The 16,163-nt window shown below is 64.9% G+C and carries 14 protein-coding genes; 7 read left to right on the top strand and 7 right to left on the bottom strand.

What is annotated here, in order from left to right; all coding sequences use genetic code 11:
* Positions 1-288 precede the first annotated feature (288 nt).
* From ACS8YF_RS03675 to ACS8YF_RS03665, 3 genes are all read left to right on the top strand, one after another.
* Complete coding sequence (locus ACS8YF_RS03675; RefSeq protein WP_440848867.1) at positions 289-573, top strand: ComEA family DNA-binding protein; 285 nt, start codon at positions 289-291, stop codon at positions 571-573.
* A gap of 210 nt (positions 574-783) precedes the next feature.
* Positions 784-1,689 (top strand): 5'-nucleotidase, encoded by a 906-nt coding sequence (locus tag ACS8YF_RS03670; RefSeq protein ID WP_109993174.1) that lies wholly within the window; start codon positions 784-786, stop codon positions 1,687-1,689.
* Between the two features lie 208 nt (positions 1,690-1,897).
* A complete protein-coding gene (locus tag ACS8YF_RS03665) occupies positions 1,898-2,701 on the top strand; it encodes a zinc-dependent peptidase (protein WP_440848866.1) in 804 nt (267 codons plus the stop codon).
* On the opposite strand, the gene ACS8YF_RS03660 is transcribed toward ACS8YF_RS03665, so the two are convergent.
* Both ACS8YF_RS03660 and ACS8YF_RS03655 read right to left on the bottom strand, forming a co-directional pair.
* Positions 2,688-3,746, bottom strand: a complete 1,059-nt coding sequence (locus ACS8YF_RS03660) for a saccharopine dehydrogenase family protein (RefSeq protein WP_440848865.1) — start codon at positions 3,744-3,746, stop codon at positions 2,688-2,690. The genes ACS8YF_RS03665 and ACS8YF_RS03660 overlap by 14 nt on opposite strands.
* Complete coding sequence (locus ACS8YF_RS03655) at positions 3,743-4,576, bottom strand: SDR family oxidoreductase (RefSeq protein ID WP_440848864.1); 834 nt, start codon at positions 4,574-4,576, stop codon at positions 3,743-3,745. Before ACS8YF_RS03655 ends, ACS8YF_RS03660 begins: the two co-directional genes overlap by 4 nt.
* A gap of 112 nt (positions 4,577-4,688) precedes the next feature.
* Here ACS8YF_RS03655 and ACS8YF_RS03650 point away from each other — a divergent pair, with 112 nt between their 5' ends.
* Both ACS8YF_RS03650 and mtnC read left to right on the top strand, forming a co-directional pair.
* Positions 4,689-5,303 (top strand): glutathione S-transferase family protein, encoded by a 615-nt coding sequence (locus ACS8YF_RS03650; RefSeq protein WP_440848863.1) that lies wholly within the window; start codon positions 4,689-4,691, stop codon positions 5,301-5,303.
* A 78-nt stretch (positions 5,304-5,381) separates the two neighbouring features.
* Positions 5,382-6,095: an acireductone synthase gene (mtnC, locus tag ACS8YF_RS03645; RefSeq protein WP_440848862.1), complete on the top strand. Its 714-nt coding sequence runs from the start codon at positions 5,382-5,384 to the stop codon at positions 6,093-6,095.
* A 322-nt stretch (positions 6,096-6,417) separates the two neighbouring features.
* On the opposite strand, the gene mtnA is transcribed toward mtnC, so the two are convergent.
* The 4 genes from mtnA to ACS8YF_RS03625 form a co-directional block, all read right to left on the bottom strand.
* Positions 6,418-7,470, bottom strand: a complete 1,053-nt coding sequence (gene mtnA / locus ACS8YF_RS03640; protein WP_440848861.1) for an S-methyl-5-thioribose-1-phosphate isomerase — start codon at positions 7,468-7,470, stop codon at positions 6,418-6,420.
* A 12-nt stretch (positions 7,471-7,482) separates the two neighbouring features.
* The gene (locus ACS8YF_RS03635) at positions 7,483-8,841 is read right to left on the bottom strand and encodes a phosphomannomutase (protein WP_440848860.1); all 1,359 of its coding nucleotides are present in this window, start codon (positions 8,839-8,841) and stop codon (positions 7,483-7,485) included.
* A gap of 29 nt (positions 8,842-8,870) precedes the next feature.
* A complete protein-coding gene (locus ACS8YF_RS03630) occupies positions 8,871-10,328 on the bottom strand; it encodes a mannose-1-phosphate guanylyltransferase/mannose-6-phosphate isomerase (protein WP_440848859.1) in 1,458 nt (485 codons plus the stop codon).
* A gap of 127 nt (positions 10,329-10,455) precedes the next feature.
* Positions 10,456-11,109: a thiol:disulfide interchange protein DsbA/DsbL gene (locus ACS8YF_RS03625; RefSeq protein WP_440848858.1), complete on the bottom strand. Its 654-nt coding sequence runs from the start codon at positions 11,107-11,109 to the stop codon at positions 10,456-10,458.
* A gap of 118 nt (positions 11,110-11,227) precedes the next feature.
* Between ACS8YF_RS03625 and yihA the strand changes: the two genes are divergently transcribed.
* Positions 11,228-11,845: a ribosome biogenesis GTP-binding protein YihA/YsxC gene (gene yihA / locus ACS8YF_RS03620; protein ID WP_440848857.1), complete on the top strand. Its 618-nt coding sequence runs from the start codon at positions 11,228-11,230 to the stop codon at positions 11,843-11,845.
* An 832-nt stretch (positions 11,846-12,677) separates the two neighbouring features.
* On the top strand, positions 12,678-12,992 hold the full coding sequence (locus tag ACS8YF_RS03615; protein ID WP_440848856.1) for a hypothetical protein: 315 nt from the start codon (positions 12,678-12,680) through the stop codon (positions 12,990-12,992).
* A gap of 78 nt (positions 12,993-13,070) precedes the next feature.
* On the opposite strand, the gene polA is transcribed toward ACS8YF_RS03615, so the two are convergent.
* The gene (gene polA / locus ACS8YF_RS03610; RefSeq protein ID WP_440848855.1) at positions 13,071-15,776 is read right to left on the bottom strand and encodes a DNA polymerase I; all 2,706 of its coding nucleotides are present in this window, start codon (positions 15,774-15,776) and stop codon (positions 13,071-13,073) included.
* Positions 15,777-16,163 lie beyond the last annotated feature (387 nt).

Below are 16,163 nucleotides of genomic sequence, written 5' to 3'. Positions count from 1 at the left end.
GCCAGCAATCGATCTTGCGCTTTGTCACGAAGCCCGTCCTCGTCATTGGTTCAATCATGCCGATCTGATCATACCGACTCGGTGCCGCAACCTGTCGCTCCTGGCCAGCTGCGCTCAAGTCCACGCAACAGCAGGCGGTAAAAAGTTTTACCAAAAATCGAATTATACGGCGAATCAAACATTTATTCTCACGATGCCACAGCCATTGGGTGGCATGGGCTTGCGCGCCTCGTGCCAATGCGCCTAGTTTCCAGTATCCCGCGTAACCAACACCGTTCAGGAGGAATGATGAGGAAATTCATTTTTGCCGCGATCGCCGGTTCGCTGCTCTACGCCACCACGGCGCTGGCGGTGGTCAACGTCAATACCGCCACGGTCGATCAACTGCAGACACTCGACGGCATCGGCAGCGTCAAGGCCCAGGCCATTGTCAAGGATCGCCAGGCCAATGGCGATTACGACAGCCTCGGCCAGCTGAGTCGTGTCAATGGCATCGGCGCCAAAACCATCGAAAGCCTGCGCTCGGAGGCAACCGTCAACGATGAATCGGCCAGCGCCGATACCGGCAGCTGAGCCGGCAAGAGGATCGGCCGGCCAGGCCGCGCCGATCCTCTTCGGCCGCGAACTTGGGCTCCAAGGTCGCCAGCGCAAGTTTGTTGCCACCCGACAGATCGCGGCAGGCAAGCGCCCCGGGGGCGGCCGCGCCTCGGCCGGCGACTGAGCTCTGAGGCGCCGTTCGGCGCGGTCTCGTGCAAAACGGCCACAGGCACTAGACTGGACGACATGCCTACCCGATCCGGCAAACTCGTCATCGGCATTTCCTCGCGGGCCCTGTTCGACCTGGAAGCCAGCCATGCCGTCTTCGAGACCGAGGGCCGAGAGGCGTATTGCAGCTACCAGATCGAGCACGAGGAAGATGTGCTCGAGCCCGGCGTCGCCTTCGGGCTGGTGCGCAAGCTGTTGGCGCTCAACGATGCCGACCGTGAGCGCGTGGAGGTGATCCTGCTGTCGCGCAACAGTGCGGATACCGGCCTGCGGGTGTTCAATTCCATCGCCCATCACGATCTGCCGATCAGCCGGGCGGCCTTTACCAGCGGCGACTCGCCCTGGCGTTACGTCTCGGCCTTCGGTGCCGATCTTTTTCTATCCGCCGACCCGGACGACGTACGGGCTGCCCTGGCGGCCGGGTGCGCGGCGGCCACGATCGTGCCGGGCCATTCCCGTGCCGCTGGCGAAGGCGTGCTCAAGATCGCCTTCGACGGCGATGCCGTGCTGTTCTCCGACGAAGCCGAGCGCATCTTCAAGCAACACGGACTGGCCGCCTTCACCGAGGCCGAATCCGCGGCCGCCGCCCGCCCGCTGCCGGGCGGGCCGTTCAAGGCTTTTCTCGAAGCGCTGACGCATATTCAGAGCGAATTCGATCCCGATGATTGCCCGATCCGCACCGCCCTGGTGACTTCGCGCAGCGCCCCGGCGCACGAGCGCGTGATTCGCACCCTGCGCGCCTGGCATATCCGCATCGATGAGGCGCTGTTTCTGGGCGGGATGGCCAAGGCCCAGTTCCTGCAGGCCTTCGGCGCCGACATCTTCTTCGACGATCAGGCCACCCACATCGGCCCGGCCTCCGGCCTGATGGCAGCCGGCCACGTACCGCACGGCGTGGCCAACGAGCCGTCGGCCACGGGTTAGACACCCGTCCACGCGCCGGCGCGTGGAACGGCAACAGGCGCCGTTGTCCGGTCACGCCCATGCATCGATGGACGAGACAACCCTTGCATATCACGGTGGCCAAGATGTTTTGTAGAATCATCTCGCAAGCCCCGTATTTCTCGCTCGTGTATCGGCCACAGCCTCTTCGTACAGACGTGATGATCGCCGCTGTGGCCGGGGCGATGGCATGAACCTGTTCACGAGCCTGCTGGTGGCGGCCGGCGCACTGGCCGGCGCGGCGCTGTTGATTCTCGGCCCGGGCTGGGCGCGCCGGCATCCGGCGCTATCGGCGGCCGAGCGGCGCCGCCTGGGCCGATTGATGCCCTGGACCCGCCGCCTCGACGCCCGGCGCCTGGTCCGCCTGCAGCGTCGCACCGCGCGTGTGCTGCGCGATATCGACCTGATCGCCGACTCGGGGCGCACACTGAGCGCCGACCAGCGGCTGGCGCTGGCCGGCCAGGTGGGCATGCTCTGTCTCGGCGCCCAGCCCAGCCAGACGCGTTTGCCCACCGAGATCGTCGTGCATGACGATATCGACAGCGAATGGTCGGGGCCACCGACAAACGGCCTGCTGGAAGATCTCGGCGAAATGGCGACGGGCGACAGCTGGCGAACGCTGAGGCTGCATGTGTCGTGGCCGGCGGTGGTCGCTGCCCTGAATGGCGGGCCGCAAAATCCCATCGTGCGTCAAATCGCACGGCTGCATGATTTCGCCGTCCCCACCACCGTGGTCGCCGGCGGACTGACCTGGGGCGATGCACTGGCACAGCAATGGCGGCGCCTGCGCGAGACCGGCTCCAATCTGCTGCCGCTGGACGAGGACATCGCGCTGGATGCGTTCTTCGCCCAGGCCGTGGAGGCCTTCTTCCAGCGCGGCGAGGCCCTGGCCGGCGCCCATCCCGATCTGTATGCCGTACTGGCGGCCTATTTCGATATCGAGACAGCGCCCCGCCGTCCGGCGGGGCACCGCACGCCGGTTATTCGTTCGTGATGGCGATCCGCCCGCTGCCCGGCAGGGTTTCCACGAAAGCCGAGCCCGCGAGCTTGGAAGGCGTATAGGCACCGCCCTCCGGCGCGTCGGTCAGCAATCGGCGCGCCAGCGCCAGACTCGCGTGGACGGTGACATCGTAACCATTGGCCACCTGTAGCCGGCCCACGCGAACCTCGCCGCTTGCATTACGCACTTCGCCCCAGACCCGGGTGCCATGCCGCGCCCGGGTCGCGGCATCCGGACCGTGCACGCGGCCGGCCCGCGCCTTGAGAAAATTCTTCACCGGCGACAGCCCGAGTAACGGGCGCGCCCAGTTCAGCCACCTGACCTGCCGAATACGGCCGGGCGACATCGGCATATACACCGCGATGCTCGGGATACGCGTCGAATAATAAGCGGTGGATACATCGCCCCAGGGGATGGTCATGGCGTGCTTGGGCCCGTCCCCGAAGTCGATCTCGCGTACATCGGCCGCGAGCGCCACCTTCACGATCCGGCCGTTGCGACGCACGCGGCCACCGCCGGCCAACCCTTCGACGCTTGTCTTCGCAGTGCCCGGCGACAGGCCCGAGCGTGACTCGAAACCGAGCGCGAGTTCGGTGGCGTCGGGCAACGACTCGGCAAGGGCGGCGGCGAGACAATCGGTCGGCACCACATCGAAGCCGGCGCCCGGACACAATACCGCGCCGGTTTCGCGCGCATCGGCATCGCGGCCGAAGACATGCTCGAACACCTCGATCTCGCCGGTGATGTCGAGGTAGTGGGTGCCGGTCGCGATACAGGCCGCGACCATCGCCGGCGCCGTATCGACGAACGGCCCGGCGCAATGCAGCACGACATTGATGTCGGCGAGCTGACCGGCCACGGTATCGCCCTCGAGATCGAACGGGCGGGCGTCGAGCCCGAGCGATTGCGCCAGCGCCGCGACCCTGGCCGCATTGCGGCCCGACAGTACCGGCGACAGCCCTTCGGATACAGCCTGCCGGGCGATCAATTCGCCGGTGTAGCCATAGGCACCGTAGATGAGGATACGATCGTGACTCATGTTGCTTCTCCGCTATGTGGTTTGAGCATCGAGCGCGCCATTTTCTCCACAGCGCGGAAGAACCATTCCGGCTGCAGCCGCTTCAATCGATATTGCCATCGCGTGTCGCGATGCGTCAGCACCAGGAAACGCCGCCTGGCCACAGCGTCGAAGATCTGATCGGCCACGTCGTCGGCGGTCACGCCGGAGCGGGCCATGAGTTTCGCCACCAGCGCGTCGCGCCCGGGCGTGGTGCTGCGAAACGACTCCATCAGGTTGGTGGCAAAGAACGCCGGACAGGCCACGGTCACGCCCACGCCGTGACCGCGTTCCTCGGCACGCAGGGTTTCCGACAACGACAACACGCCCGCCTTGGTCACATTGTAGGACGCCATGCCCGGTGCGTTGGCGATGGCGGCAAACGACGCCGTATTCACGATATGCCCACGTGAGGCGCGAAGCGCCGGGAGCGCCGCCCGGCAACCGCGCACCACCCCCATCAGGTTGATATCGACGATCCAGTCCCAGTCCGCCTGCGGCGTATCGGCGACCGTGCCGGACGCGGCCACGCCCGCGTTGTTGACGAACACATCCACTCCGCCCCATTCGGTGTCGAGCCGTGCCATGAGTTGCGCGAAATCGGCGTCGCGCCGTGTATCCAGGGTCTGGGCCATGGCCTGGCCGCCGGCATCGTTGACCTCGCCGGCGACACGGCGCGCACGCCCGGTCTGGATGTCGGTCACCGCCACGCGCCAGCCGGCCCGCGCATAACGCAGTGCCAGCGCACGACCGAGGCCGCTGCCCGCCCCCGTTATCGCCATGCGCTTGTGCTGGATCGGATCGTCACTCATATCTGACACGCGTTGTTGTCAAAATTTCGAGCATACGCCAACGTATTGCCAATGTCTTGTCGGCGGGGCATGGTCGGCGGACAGCGCATTCGCAACATACGAGGACAAGCCCATGAAGCTCTATGAAACACGTCAGGCCCCCAATCCGCGCCGGCTGCGTATCTTTCTGGCGGAGAAGAACATCGACCTGGCAGAGTTCGAGATCGAACAACTCGACCTGGCGGCCGGCGATAACCTGTCGGCGCATTTCAAGGCCAAGAACCCGATGGGCGGCGTGCCGGTGCTCGAATTCGACGATGGCCAGTGCCTGTCGGAATCGATGGCGATCTGTCGTTACTTCGAGATCACCCATCCGGAGCCGCCGTTGATGGGCGACTCGGCCGAATCGCAGGCCATGATCGAGATGTGGAACCGGCGCATGGAATTGCATCTGCTGTTGCCGGTGGCGATGGCTTTCCGGCATACGACCGGCCATTTCTCCGATCGCGAGGCGGTTTTTCCCGATTACGGCGCCGATCGCGCCCAGGCCGCGCTGCGGATGTTCGATTTTCTCGACCAGCACCTGGCTACGCAGCCACATGTTGCCGGCGACGACTACACAGTGGCCGATATCACCGCGCTGGCGGCGATCGATTTCGCCCGTGTCATCGACGTGCGCGTGGGCGATCGGCCGCATCTGGCGGCCTGGCACGACCGTGTTTCGGCCCGTCCCAGCGCGAAAGCATAACGCCGCGCCAGGCGATCGCTTGGCGGGGCCGGCCACGCGGGATAGCATGCCGGCCTCGCCCCTTCGCCGGAACCGGTCGTGCGCCTGGAAGAACTCAGCCCGGAAGTCGTCGCCATCATCGTGGATATCGAAGGCACCGTCAGCGATGCGGCGTTCACCCGCGACGTGCTCATTCCCTACGCCGAGGCGCATCTCGGGCCCTGGATCGAGCGCCATGCCGAGCGCCCGGACGTGGCCGAAACGCTCGAAGCGCTGGCCCAGGCGGCCGGCGAACCCGAGGTGGATGTCCCGCGGCTGATCGAACTGGCCGAATTCGGCCTGGTCGAACGCGATTCCGGCCCGGTAGCGGCACTCTGTCATCTGCTCTGGCGGGATGCCTACCAGGCCTTCGAACTGACCGGCCACGTCTACGACGATGCCGTGGCCACGTTGCAATCCTGGGCCGACGACCATCGCACCCTGCTCACCTACTCGGCCGCCCCCGCCGAGGCGCAGCGCCTGCTATTCGCCTATAGCGACGCCGGCGATATCTCCGGGCTGTTTTCCGGCTTCTTCGACCGGCGCGTGGGCGCCAAGAAGAATGCCGACAGCTACACCGCGATCGCGCAGGCGCTCGGCGAAAACCCGGCGGCGCTGTTGTTCATCTCGGATACCGGCAGCGAACTCGATGCCGCCAAACAGGCCGGCCTGCAGACCTGCTGGATCGCCCGCGACGACGACACCCGCGAGAAGGCCGAGGCCAGCCAGGCGCACCCGAGCGTGGCCTCGTTCTCGGAGATCGAACTGTTGTAGGGCGTTGCGACCCATCGGCACGTGAATGGGCGGCGCTTCATCCTGCGATACACGGGCGCGGGCGCCGATATTCGCACTGCCTGTGCCTGCCGTTGGATGGCCGCGGGATCGGCCACATCGCCGGCGATGGGCACAGATGCAGCCGGCTATTAATCCGGCATCAAAACAGCCGACTTCATCCGCTGTTTTCAACGCCTTCAAAAATAAAAGCCGGCGCCTGTCCGTCTTTTATTTTCAAAGGCTTCGCGGCCAATGGCCGCGGCGAGCATGCGGTCGCATACGCGCGCTAGTAAGCCGAAGAATCATCTATTTTTGTGCCGGGTTAATAAGCCCGCGATCCGCCGAAAGCCGCCCCGCCAGCCGCCAGCGCGCCGTCTGAGACCTGCTCGCGAGCGAACACACCCGCATCCAGAATCCAGTGTGTGATCAGCGCCGCCGGGGTAACGTCGAAGGCCGGATTGGCCACGGGCGCCTCGACCGGCGCCCAGCACAGATCGCCGGCCGGCCCGGCCACGCCGCGCACCTCGGCGGCCGCCCGCTGCTCGATCTCGATATCCCCGCCCGAGGCGCAGGCCGGATCGAGGGTGGTGTAGGGCGCGGCCACGGCAAACGGAATGCCATGATGGTGCGCGGCCACGGCCAGGCCATAGGTACCGATCTTGTTGGCGACATCGCCATTGGCCGCGATGCGATCGGCGCCGACGATGACGCGATCGACCTGGCCGCGCGCCATGAGGGCCGCGGCCATGTTGTCGGTGATCAACGTATAGGGCACGCCCAGCGCGCCCAGCTCCCACGCCGTCAGGCGGCCGCCCTGGAGCAGGGGGCGCGTCTCATCCACCCATACCGCGATCGCCTTGCCCTGTTCGTGGGCACGGCGGAGCACACCCAGCGCCGTGCCGATGCCGATGGTGGCCAGCCCCCCGGTATTGCAGTGGGTCAGAATGCGTTCGCCGGGCGCGATCAACGCCGCGCCGTTTTCGCCCATGGCGTTGCACAAGGCCACATCGCCGTCGGCCAGATCGTCGGCGGTCGCCACCAGCGCCGCGCGCCAGTCCGAGCCGGTCATGGCCCGGCGCAGCTCGGTCATGGCATTGGACAGATTGACCGCGGTGGGCCGGGCCGAGCCCAGGATTTCGATCGCTTCGAGCAAGGTGTCGCGATCATCGCCGGCCTCGGCGCGTACCGCCACCATCAGGGCCGCGGCGATCGCGATCAGCGGCGCGCCGCGCACCCGTAACGCCTGGATCGCCTCGACCATGGCCGCGACCGTGTCGATGGCGAGCCAACGCTCTTCGTGCGGCAGTTGCGATTGATCCAGCAATGCCAGCTGCCCGCCAGTAACGGCCAGCCCCAGTCCGCGTCGATTACGCATGGTCGACCCCGGTCACGCCGTGCCGCCGACGCGCGCGAGCAGTTCGTCGGTCTTGTCCCGCAACAGCGGCTTGTCGCCGCGGGTTTCGACATTGAGCCGGATCACCGGCTCGGTGTTCGACTTGCGCAGGTTGAAGCGCCAGTCGCCGAAATCCATCGACAGGCCGTCGACGTGTTCCACGCTCTGGGCCGAATCGGCGTAATGGGCTTCCATCGCGGCCATCACCGCGTCGGCGTCCTCGACCTTGCGATTGATCTCGCCGGAGGCCGGGAACGCGGCAATGCGTTCTTCGACCAGGGTCGATAGGCCCTTGCCGGTCTCCGAGACCAGTTGCGCGATCACCAGCCACGGCAGGTGACCGTTGTCGGCATAGGAGAACTCGCGGAAATAATGGTGCGCGCTCATCTCACCGCCGTACAGCGCATCGTTCTCGCGCATGACCTGCTTCATGAACGAATGCCCGGATTTGGATTCGACCGCGCGTCCGCCCGCTTCCTCGACCTGGGCGAGCGTGTTCCAGATCAGGCGCGGGTCGTGAACAATGGCCTCGCCCGGATTCATCTTGAGCAGCATCTTGGCGATCAGGCCCACCACGTAGTAGCCCTCGATGAACTCGCCGTTCTCATCGAAGAAAAAACAGCGATCGAAGTCGCCGTCCCAGGCCACGCCGAAATCCGCACCCGCTTCGCGGACCACCCGGGAGGTCGCCTCGCGGTTTTCGACCAACAGCGGGTTGGGCACGCCGTTGGGCAGTTCGCCGTCGGGCTCGAACTGCATGCGCACGAACTCGAACGGTAGTTTGTCGGCAAGTTTTTCCACCACGAGACCGGCACAGCCGTTGCCCGGGTTGACCACGATCTTGAGCGGCTTGAAATTCTCGGGCTTGATCTGGGCCAGCAGGAAGGCAACATAATCGTCGCGCTGATCCAGCGTGCGCCGCTCGCCGGGTGTGGCGGCCGGCGTGACATCGTCGTCGTGCACGCGGCGCTCGATGTCGGCCAGGCCCGTGTCCGCCGAGATCGGCTTGGCCTGTTCGCGCACGAACTTCAGGCCGTTGTAATCCTTCGGGTTGTGGCTGGCAGTGACCATGACACCGCCGTCCGCGCCCTGCGAGAACACGCCGTAATAGACTTCCTCGGTGCCGCACAGCCCGATATCGAGCACATTGGCGCCGGCCGCGGTCAGGCCGTCGATCAGGGCATCGGCCAGTTCGGGGCTGGACAGACGCATGTCGCGGCCCACCACCACCGTCTTCGCGTCCAGTTCGGCGACGAACGCCAGGCCGATGCGGCGCGCCATGGCAGCGTCGAGTTCATCGGGCACCCGCGCCCGGACGTCGTACGCCTTGAAAAACGGATAATACTGGCCCATCGGTGATGCTCCTTCAGTGTCGGGACGGTTCAGGCCCCTGTGCCCGGAGCCGCGCCGGTATCGTGTTCTTCCAGCTCGGGCCGCCCGTACACATCGTCGTAACGCACGATGTCGTCCTCGCCCAGATAGCTCCCCGATTGTACTTCGATCAGGTCCAGTTCTACCTTGCCCGGGTTTTCCAGTCGATGAACGGCGCCCAGCGGGATATAGGTCGACTGGTTTTCCGTGAGCAGCATCTCGCGCTCGTCGCAGGTGACCCTGGCGGTGCCACGCACCACGATCCAGTGCTCGGCGCGGTGATGATGGGACTGCAGCGACAGGCGTCCGCCCGGCGTCACGCGGATATGCTTGACCTGGAAACGGGGCCCGGCCGCGATCTGCTGGTAGGACCCCCACGGCCGATATGACTTGCGATGCGCGGTGGCCTCGCTGCGGCCGGCGGCAGCCAGCTTGGCCACCAGGGCCTTGATGTCCTGCTCGCGTGAGCGATCGGCAACCAGTACAGCGTCGGCGGTTTCGATGATGATCTGGTCGCGCGTGCCGAGCGCGGCTACCAGCCGGCCTTCGCTGCGCACCACGCAGTCGTCGCTGTCCTCGAGCCAGACGTCGCCGGTCGCGCTGTTGCCACGCGCATCCAGCCCGACGGCGCGGGCGACCGTGGTCCAGCTGCCCAGATCCGACCAGGCGGCATCCAGTTCGGCCATCACCGCGCGATCGGTCTTTTCCATCACCGCGTAGTCGATCGAATCGGCGCGCACGGCTTCGAAGCTGGCCTTGTCCAGGCGCAGGAAATCGATATCCGTGGTCGCCTTCTCATAGGCCGCCGCGACCCCGTCGAAAATATCGCGCGCATGTTCGGCGAGCAGTTCCAGATAATCGCTCGCCCGGAACATGAACATGCCGCTGTTCCAGTAATGATCGCCCGCGGCGAGAAACCGCCCGGCGGTTGCCACATCCGGCTTTTCCACAAACGCATCGACCACGCGCACGCCATCGGAAACCCGTGCCCCCGCGCGAATATAGCCATAGCCGGTTTCCGGGCGATCCGGCGCGACCCCGAACAACGCCAGACGCCCGGCCCCGGTGGCCGCGCGGGCGCGCTCGATGGTGGCGACAAACGCGGCCTGATCGGCTACCGCATGATCGGTGGGCAGCACCAGCAGTTCGACATCCTCGCCATGCCGTGCGCGGGCTTCGAAGGCGGCGGCCGCCACCGCCGCCGCGGTGTTGCGCGGTGCCGGCTCCAGGATGATGCGGCCGTGATGTCCGGCGGCGTGCATCTGTTCGGCGATCACGAAACGATGCGCTTCGCTGCCGATGGCCAGGGCATCGCCGAGATCGTCCAGCGTGCGCAGGCGCTCGATCGTGGCCGACAGAAGACTGGTCTCGCCGCCGGCCAGCGGCAGGAACTGCTTGGGCCGGCTCTGGCGCGAAGCCGGCCACAATCGCGTGCCGGTGCCGCCGGCCAGTAGTACGGGAATGAGCATGAGGCCCCCTTGGATACGGTTCGAGCGTCTGAACGAGTCGAGCAGTCGCGGGCGCGACCGTCCGGCGATGCGCCGCTATGATACAAACGCGGCCGGGCAATGCGCCATGCGAGGCGCGGCAAACGAGTCAACCGCTGGCGTTGGCACCCGCATGGCGCGAGCGGGCGATCAGATAATCCACCACCTTGAGCATGCGCTGATTGCTCCCGGCCAGGCGCCCGCTCGTCCAGTAGCGCCCGGCGACGCTGATGCTCGGCACCGCCATCACCGGATAACGCTGCATGCGGGCCGTAATGGCCTGCACCTTCCGGTCGACCGCCGCGCTGTGGTAGATCTTGTCGAAGCGTTGCCCGTCGACACCATGCGCCACCATGAACCGGCGCATCTGGCCCTCGCTCGACAGCGGCTCGCCGTCTTCGTGAATCGCGTTAAAGATCGGGTCGTGCAACCGACCGACCACGCCGAGCTTCACCTCGGTGTAGTAAAGCCGCGCATACGGCTGCGATCCGGGGCCGAACAATACCGGCACGCGGCTGAAATCGATCGTCGGATGCTGCTTGCGCCAGGCGTTGAGCTCGGGCTCGAAGTGAAAACAGTGCGGGCAACTGTAGAGAAAGAACTCGGTCACCCGGACCGGGCCGTGACCGTTCGCCGGGCCGGCGGAATGTGCGACCTTGTAATCCTCGCCGGCCACATAGCGCGAAATCAGGCTTTGTGCCGACGCCGGCACGCAGATGGTGAGGCCGACAAGGACCCACAGGGCGATCGATCGATTCAACATGGTTCTTTTCCCGTGATGAACGGCCAACAATGGGCCGAATTCGCGGCGTGGCCGACGCCGGTGTACGCCAGCACTTACAATGGCCGTGCGCCGTCACACTACCAGCCTGATTGAATCGATGCCCGAACTCACCGCCCGCGACTTTCGAACCATGCGTTTTTTGCTGTCGGCGCCCAAATTGTCGGCGTTGCCACCGGCGGATCGCTGCGAAATCGCTTTCGCCGGGCGCTCCAACGCCGGCAAGTCCAGTGCGCTCAACGCGCTCTGCGAACAGGGCAATCTGGCGCGAACCAGCAAGACGCCGGGACGGACCCAGGCGATCAATTTCTTCGAGAACGAGCGCCTGCGCTTCGCCGATCTGCCGGGCTACGGCTTCGCTCGGGTGCCGCCGGCGATCAAGGCTGAATGGGGGGCTCTGATCGAGGGCTATCTGGCCGAACGCGAAACCTTGAGCGGCGTGGTGCTGATCATGGACGCGCGCCGTCCGCTGCTGGACTTCGATCGCCAACTCATCGAATGGGGCGCGGCCTACGGTCTGGCGTTCCACCTGGTGCTGACCAAGGCCGACAAGCTCTCACGCAACGATCAACACAACATCCTCCGTCGGACCCGTGCGGCGGTCGATGGTGCCACCGCCCAGTTGTTCTCCTCGAGCAAACGCATCGGCATCGACGAAGCCCGCAAGGCGATTGCCCTGCTCGTGCCCGATGACGTGCCCGGCGAGCATGCCGACTGAGCCGCCACGCAGACCGAAATCCGTTGTCGATCAGTACGTTCATCGAGCCATAACGACCACTTGTCGGCTAAACCGCGTCAGGCGTCGACCTCGACGATCATCTTGTGCGATAAAAGCAGTACGGGTTACGCCCAGGGTATAAAAAAAAACCCTGGCGACGCGGGGAGCGTCGCCAGGGCGATCAATCCGGCCTCCGGGGAAGGGAACGGATGTTACCGCTCAGGGAGAAAAGCGGGGCAGGTCTAGCCTATGCTTGGCCTACCGCACTGTAGACGCCGGGGCCGCACAGAAGTTCCGGCCGCTTCGCAATAATTTCGACGCGCCGCAACACGCTCAAAAAAATGCCCCGACGGTCGGGGGAAACCGTCGGGGCGGATCCGGTCTTGGGGGGGGGAACCGGATGTTACCGCTCAGGGAGAAAAGCGGGCAGGTCCAGCCTCGGCTTGGCCTGCAAGACTATAGACGCCGGAGCTGCGCAGAAGTTCCGGCCGCTTCGCAAAAAATTTTCGGCGCGCCGGAACACGCTCAAAAAAATGCCCCGACGGTCGGGGGAAACCGTCGGGGCGGATCCGGTCCTGGGGGGGAACCGGATGTTACCGCTCAGGGAGAAAAGCGGGCAGGTCCAGCCTCGGCTTGGCCTGCAGGACTGTAGACGCCTAGGCTGCGTAGAAGTTCCGTCCGCTTCGCAAAAAATTCGACGCGCCGGGACGCGCCAAAAAAAAGCCCCGACGGTCGGGGGAAACCGTCGGGGCGGATCCGGTCTTGGGGGGAACCGGATGTTACCGCTCAGGGAGAAAAGCGGGTAAGCGTTTCGCTTACATGAACTGAGACTGTGGACGGGCCAGAAAGTTTCAAAATAAATCCGGATTTTTTCAAAGCCTCGCCGCGTAAACCGTTCGATGCGGGCATCGCAGCGACCGACGCGAGAATACGGAACAAAAAGAAGCCCCGACGGCAGGGGGAATCACCGTCGGGGCAAGCATTCCGGTTCTTGGGGGAAACCGGATTGGGGGTTACCGCTCAGGGAGAAAAGCGGGCAAGCAACAATGTGCTTGCAGGAAATAAGACCCTGCCCCCGCCCGGCAAGTTCCAGCCCGTGGCCAAAAAATTTTTAAAAAAATTCCAAGCGCCTGTAATCGCTCGATAATCTCGATTCGATTTTTTGCAGGCTGGCGAAGCGCGGTATAAAACGCGCCGCATTGTTCCGCCGGTTCACCGGCACTTTTCAGTGCGCCTGCTGCCAGTTGTCCGCAATGCCGACTTCGGCGATTAATGGCACATCGAGCTCGGCGACCGCGCTCATACGGTTGGCGATGGCCTTACCCAGCCGCTCGCCCTCGGCAGCCGGCACCTCGAAGACCAGTTCGTCGTGTACCTGCATGATCATGCGCGCATCCTCGCCGGTTTCTCGGCGCCAGGCATCGACCTCGATCATCGCTTTTTTGATCAGATCGGCGGCTGTGCCCTGTAGCGGGGCGTTGATCGCGGCCCGCTCCGCCCCCTGGCGGCGGGTGCCGTTGCGCGCATTGATCTCGGGCAGATAAAGACGACGCCCGAACAGCGTTTCGACGTAGCCATCGGCCCTGGCCGCGGCACGCGTTTGTTCCATGTAGCGATGCACGCCGGCAAAACGTTCGAAAAAACGATCGATATAGGCGCCCGCATCCTCACGCGACAGTTCGAGTTGTTTGGCCAGACCATAGGCGGACATGCCGTACATGAGGCCGAAATTGATCGCCTTGGCCGCACGCCGTTGGTTGACGCTCACTTGCTCAAGCGGCGTATCGAACACTTCGCTGGCCGTTGCCGCGTGCACATCGCGCTGTTCGTTGAAGGCTGCAAGCAGCCCGGGATCACCCGACAGATGCGCCATGATGCGCAGTTCGATCTGGGAATAGTCGACCGCCAGGATCTTGTAGCCGGGCGGAGCGATAAAGGCTTCGCGGATACGGCGTCCGGCTTCGGTCCGGATGGGGATGTTCTGCAGGTTGGGATCGGATGACGACAGCCGCCCGGTGGCGGTCACCGCCTGATGGTAGCTGGTATGGATTCGCCCGGTGGCCGGGTTGATCAGCGTCGGCAGCTTGTCGGCGTAGGTCGAGCGCAGCTTGGACAATTCACGCCAGGCCACGATATGCGCCGGCAGCGCGTGCTTGTCAGCCAGTTCGCGCAGTACGTCTTCGGCGGTCGACGGCGCGCCCTTGGGTGTCTTGCGGATCACCGGCAGTTCCAGCCGGTCGAACAGAATTTCCTTGAGCTGGGCGGGCGAGCCCAGGTTGAACTCGCCGCCCGCCGCCGCAAACGCCTGCTGCTCGATCTCGATCATGCGTTCGGCCATTTCGCCGGATACGCGCTTCAACAACTGGTCGTCGACCAGCACCCCGTTGGACTCGACGCCGGCGAGCACCGGCATGAGCGGCATCTCGACCGTTTCATACAGTTCGAGCAGGCGGCCGGTCTGGCCCAGACGCGCATGCAGCAGCTGGTGCAGCTGCAACGTGACATCGGCGTCCTCGGCGGCATACGGCGTGGCCACATCCAGGGCGACCTGGTTGAAGCCGACCTGCTTGGCGCCCTTGCCCGCCACCTCCTCGAACTTGGTCGTCGTGCGCGCCAGATACTTCTGGGCCAGCGAATCCATGTCGTGGCGCGTGGCGGTGGAATCCAGTACATAGGATTCGAGCATGGTGTCCTGATTGGCGCCGGCGAGGTGCACGTTGTAGCGCGCGAGTACGTTCAGGTCGTACTTGATGTGCTGGCCGAGCTTGCTGATGGCCGGATTCTCCAGCACGCCGCGCACGCGATCGAGCACGCTATCCATCGGCAGCTGGTCCGGCGCGCCCAGATAATTATGGCCGACCGGCACATACCAGGCCTCGCCGGGCGTCACCGCGAACGACAGCCCGACCAGATTCGACTGCATCGCCGACAGGGCGTCGGTCTCGGTATCCACACAGATCAGCTCGGCGGCTTCGAGCTTGGCCATCATGGCCTCGAGCGCCTCGCTATCCAGCACGGTGTGGTAGTGCGTATCGACCGGCGCGCCCGGCGCATCGCCACCGTTGGCTGCTTCGGCCGGTGCATCCAGTTCCTCCAGGAACTTGTTGAACTCGTAGCGGCGGAACAACGCGGCAAGGGCTTCGGTATCCGGCTCACGCCGGGTCAGCTCATCGGCGATGCCGGCCAGATCCAGTTCGGTACGGATCGTCGCCAGATCCTGATAGAGCGGCAGTTGATCGAGCCGGGCGCGCAGATTCTCGGCCACCTTGCCGCCGATATCGTCGGCATGCTCGATCACGCCGGCGAGATTACCGTACTTGATCAGCCACTTGGCGGCGGTCTTGGGGCCAACCTTGTCGATCCCCGGAATGTTGTCGGAGGTATCGCCGACCAGCGCCAGGTAATCGGTGATCAGCTCCGGCCCCACGCCGAACTTGTCGTGTACGCGCGCTACGTCCGTGCGCTTGTCCTGCATGGTGTCGAGCAACACGACCCGCTCGTTGACGAGCTGGGCCATGTCCTTGTCGCCGGTCACGATCACCACTGGGCCCGGCTCGCGCACCGCCAGCGTGCCAATCACGTCGTCGGCCTCCACGCCGTCCATCTGCACGATCGGCAGGCCCATGGCGTGAATGACGTCGCGAATGCCCTCGAACTGGTCGGCCAGATCCGGCGGTACCGGCGGCCGGTTGGCCTTGTAGTCGGCAAACAGCTCGTTGCGGAAGGTTGGCCCGCGCGGGTCGAAGACCACGACGATGCGATCCGAATCGTATTCGCGCAGGAACTTGCGCAGCATATTGGTCATGCCATAGATCGCGCCGGTCGGCTGGCCTTCGGCGTTGGTCAGCGGCGGGAGCACGTGAAAGGCGCGATACAGCCAGGACGAGCCGTCGATGAGGATCAGCGGGCCACGGGCGTTGGATTCGGACATGACAAGGCGCGTGCGGAACACGATACGAAGAGTGCGACCGACACTTTAAGAGCGCGGCGCCTTCGGGTCCATTTGCACGGCATCGTTCCTTGCAAAAACCTGTCCGCAAATTCACGCGGATGGCGGGCGGTTGGCGTGTCGTCGTAGTGCGTGGCGCTATCCGGGCCCGGGCCGGTTGGGTGGCTTCGTTCCTGAAGGGTTATCCACAGATTTCACCGATTGCACCGATGGCGGGCGACTGGAAGAGTTGTGGCGACCTTCGGAGCGCCACGGCTTTCAGTACCGCCGTTCGTATTGCGAAAGCAGCGGCCTGAAGACCTACGACGGTGGTCGGCCTATTGCGGCGGCTTTGTTCGTCAAATTTATCCGCAGATCAGCGCAGATTCA

The organism is Salinisphaera sp. SWV1 (assembly GCF_052044155.1).
Classification (GTDB): Bacteria; Pseudomonadota; Gammaproteobacteria; order Nevskiales; family Salinisphaeraceae; genus Salinisphaera.
This window is presented reverse-complemented; position numbering and strand designations above follow the sequence as displayed.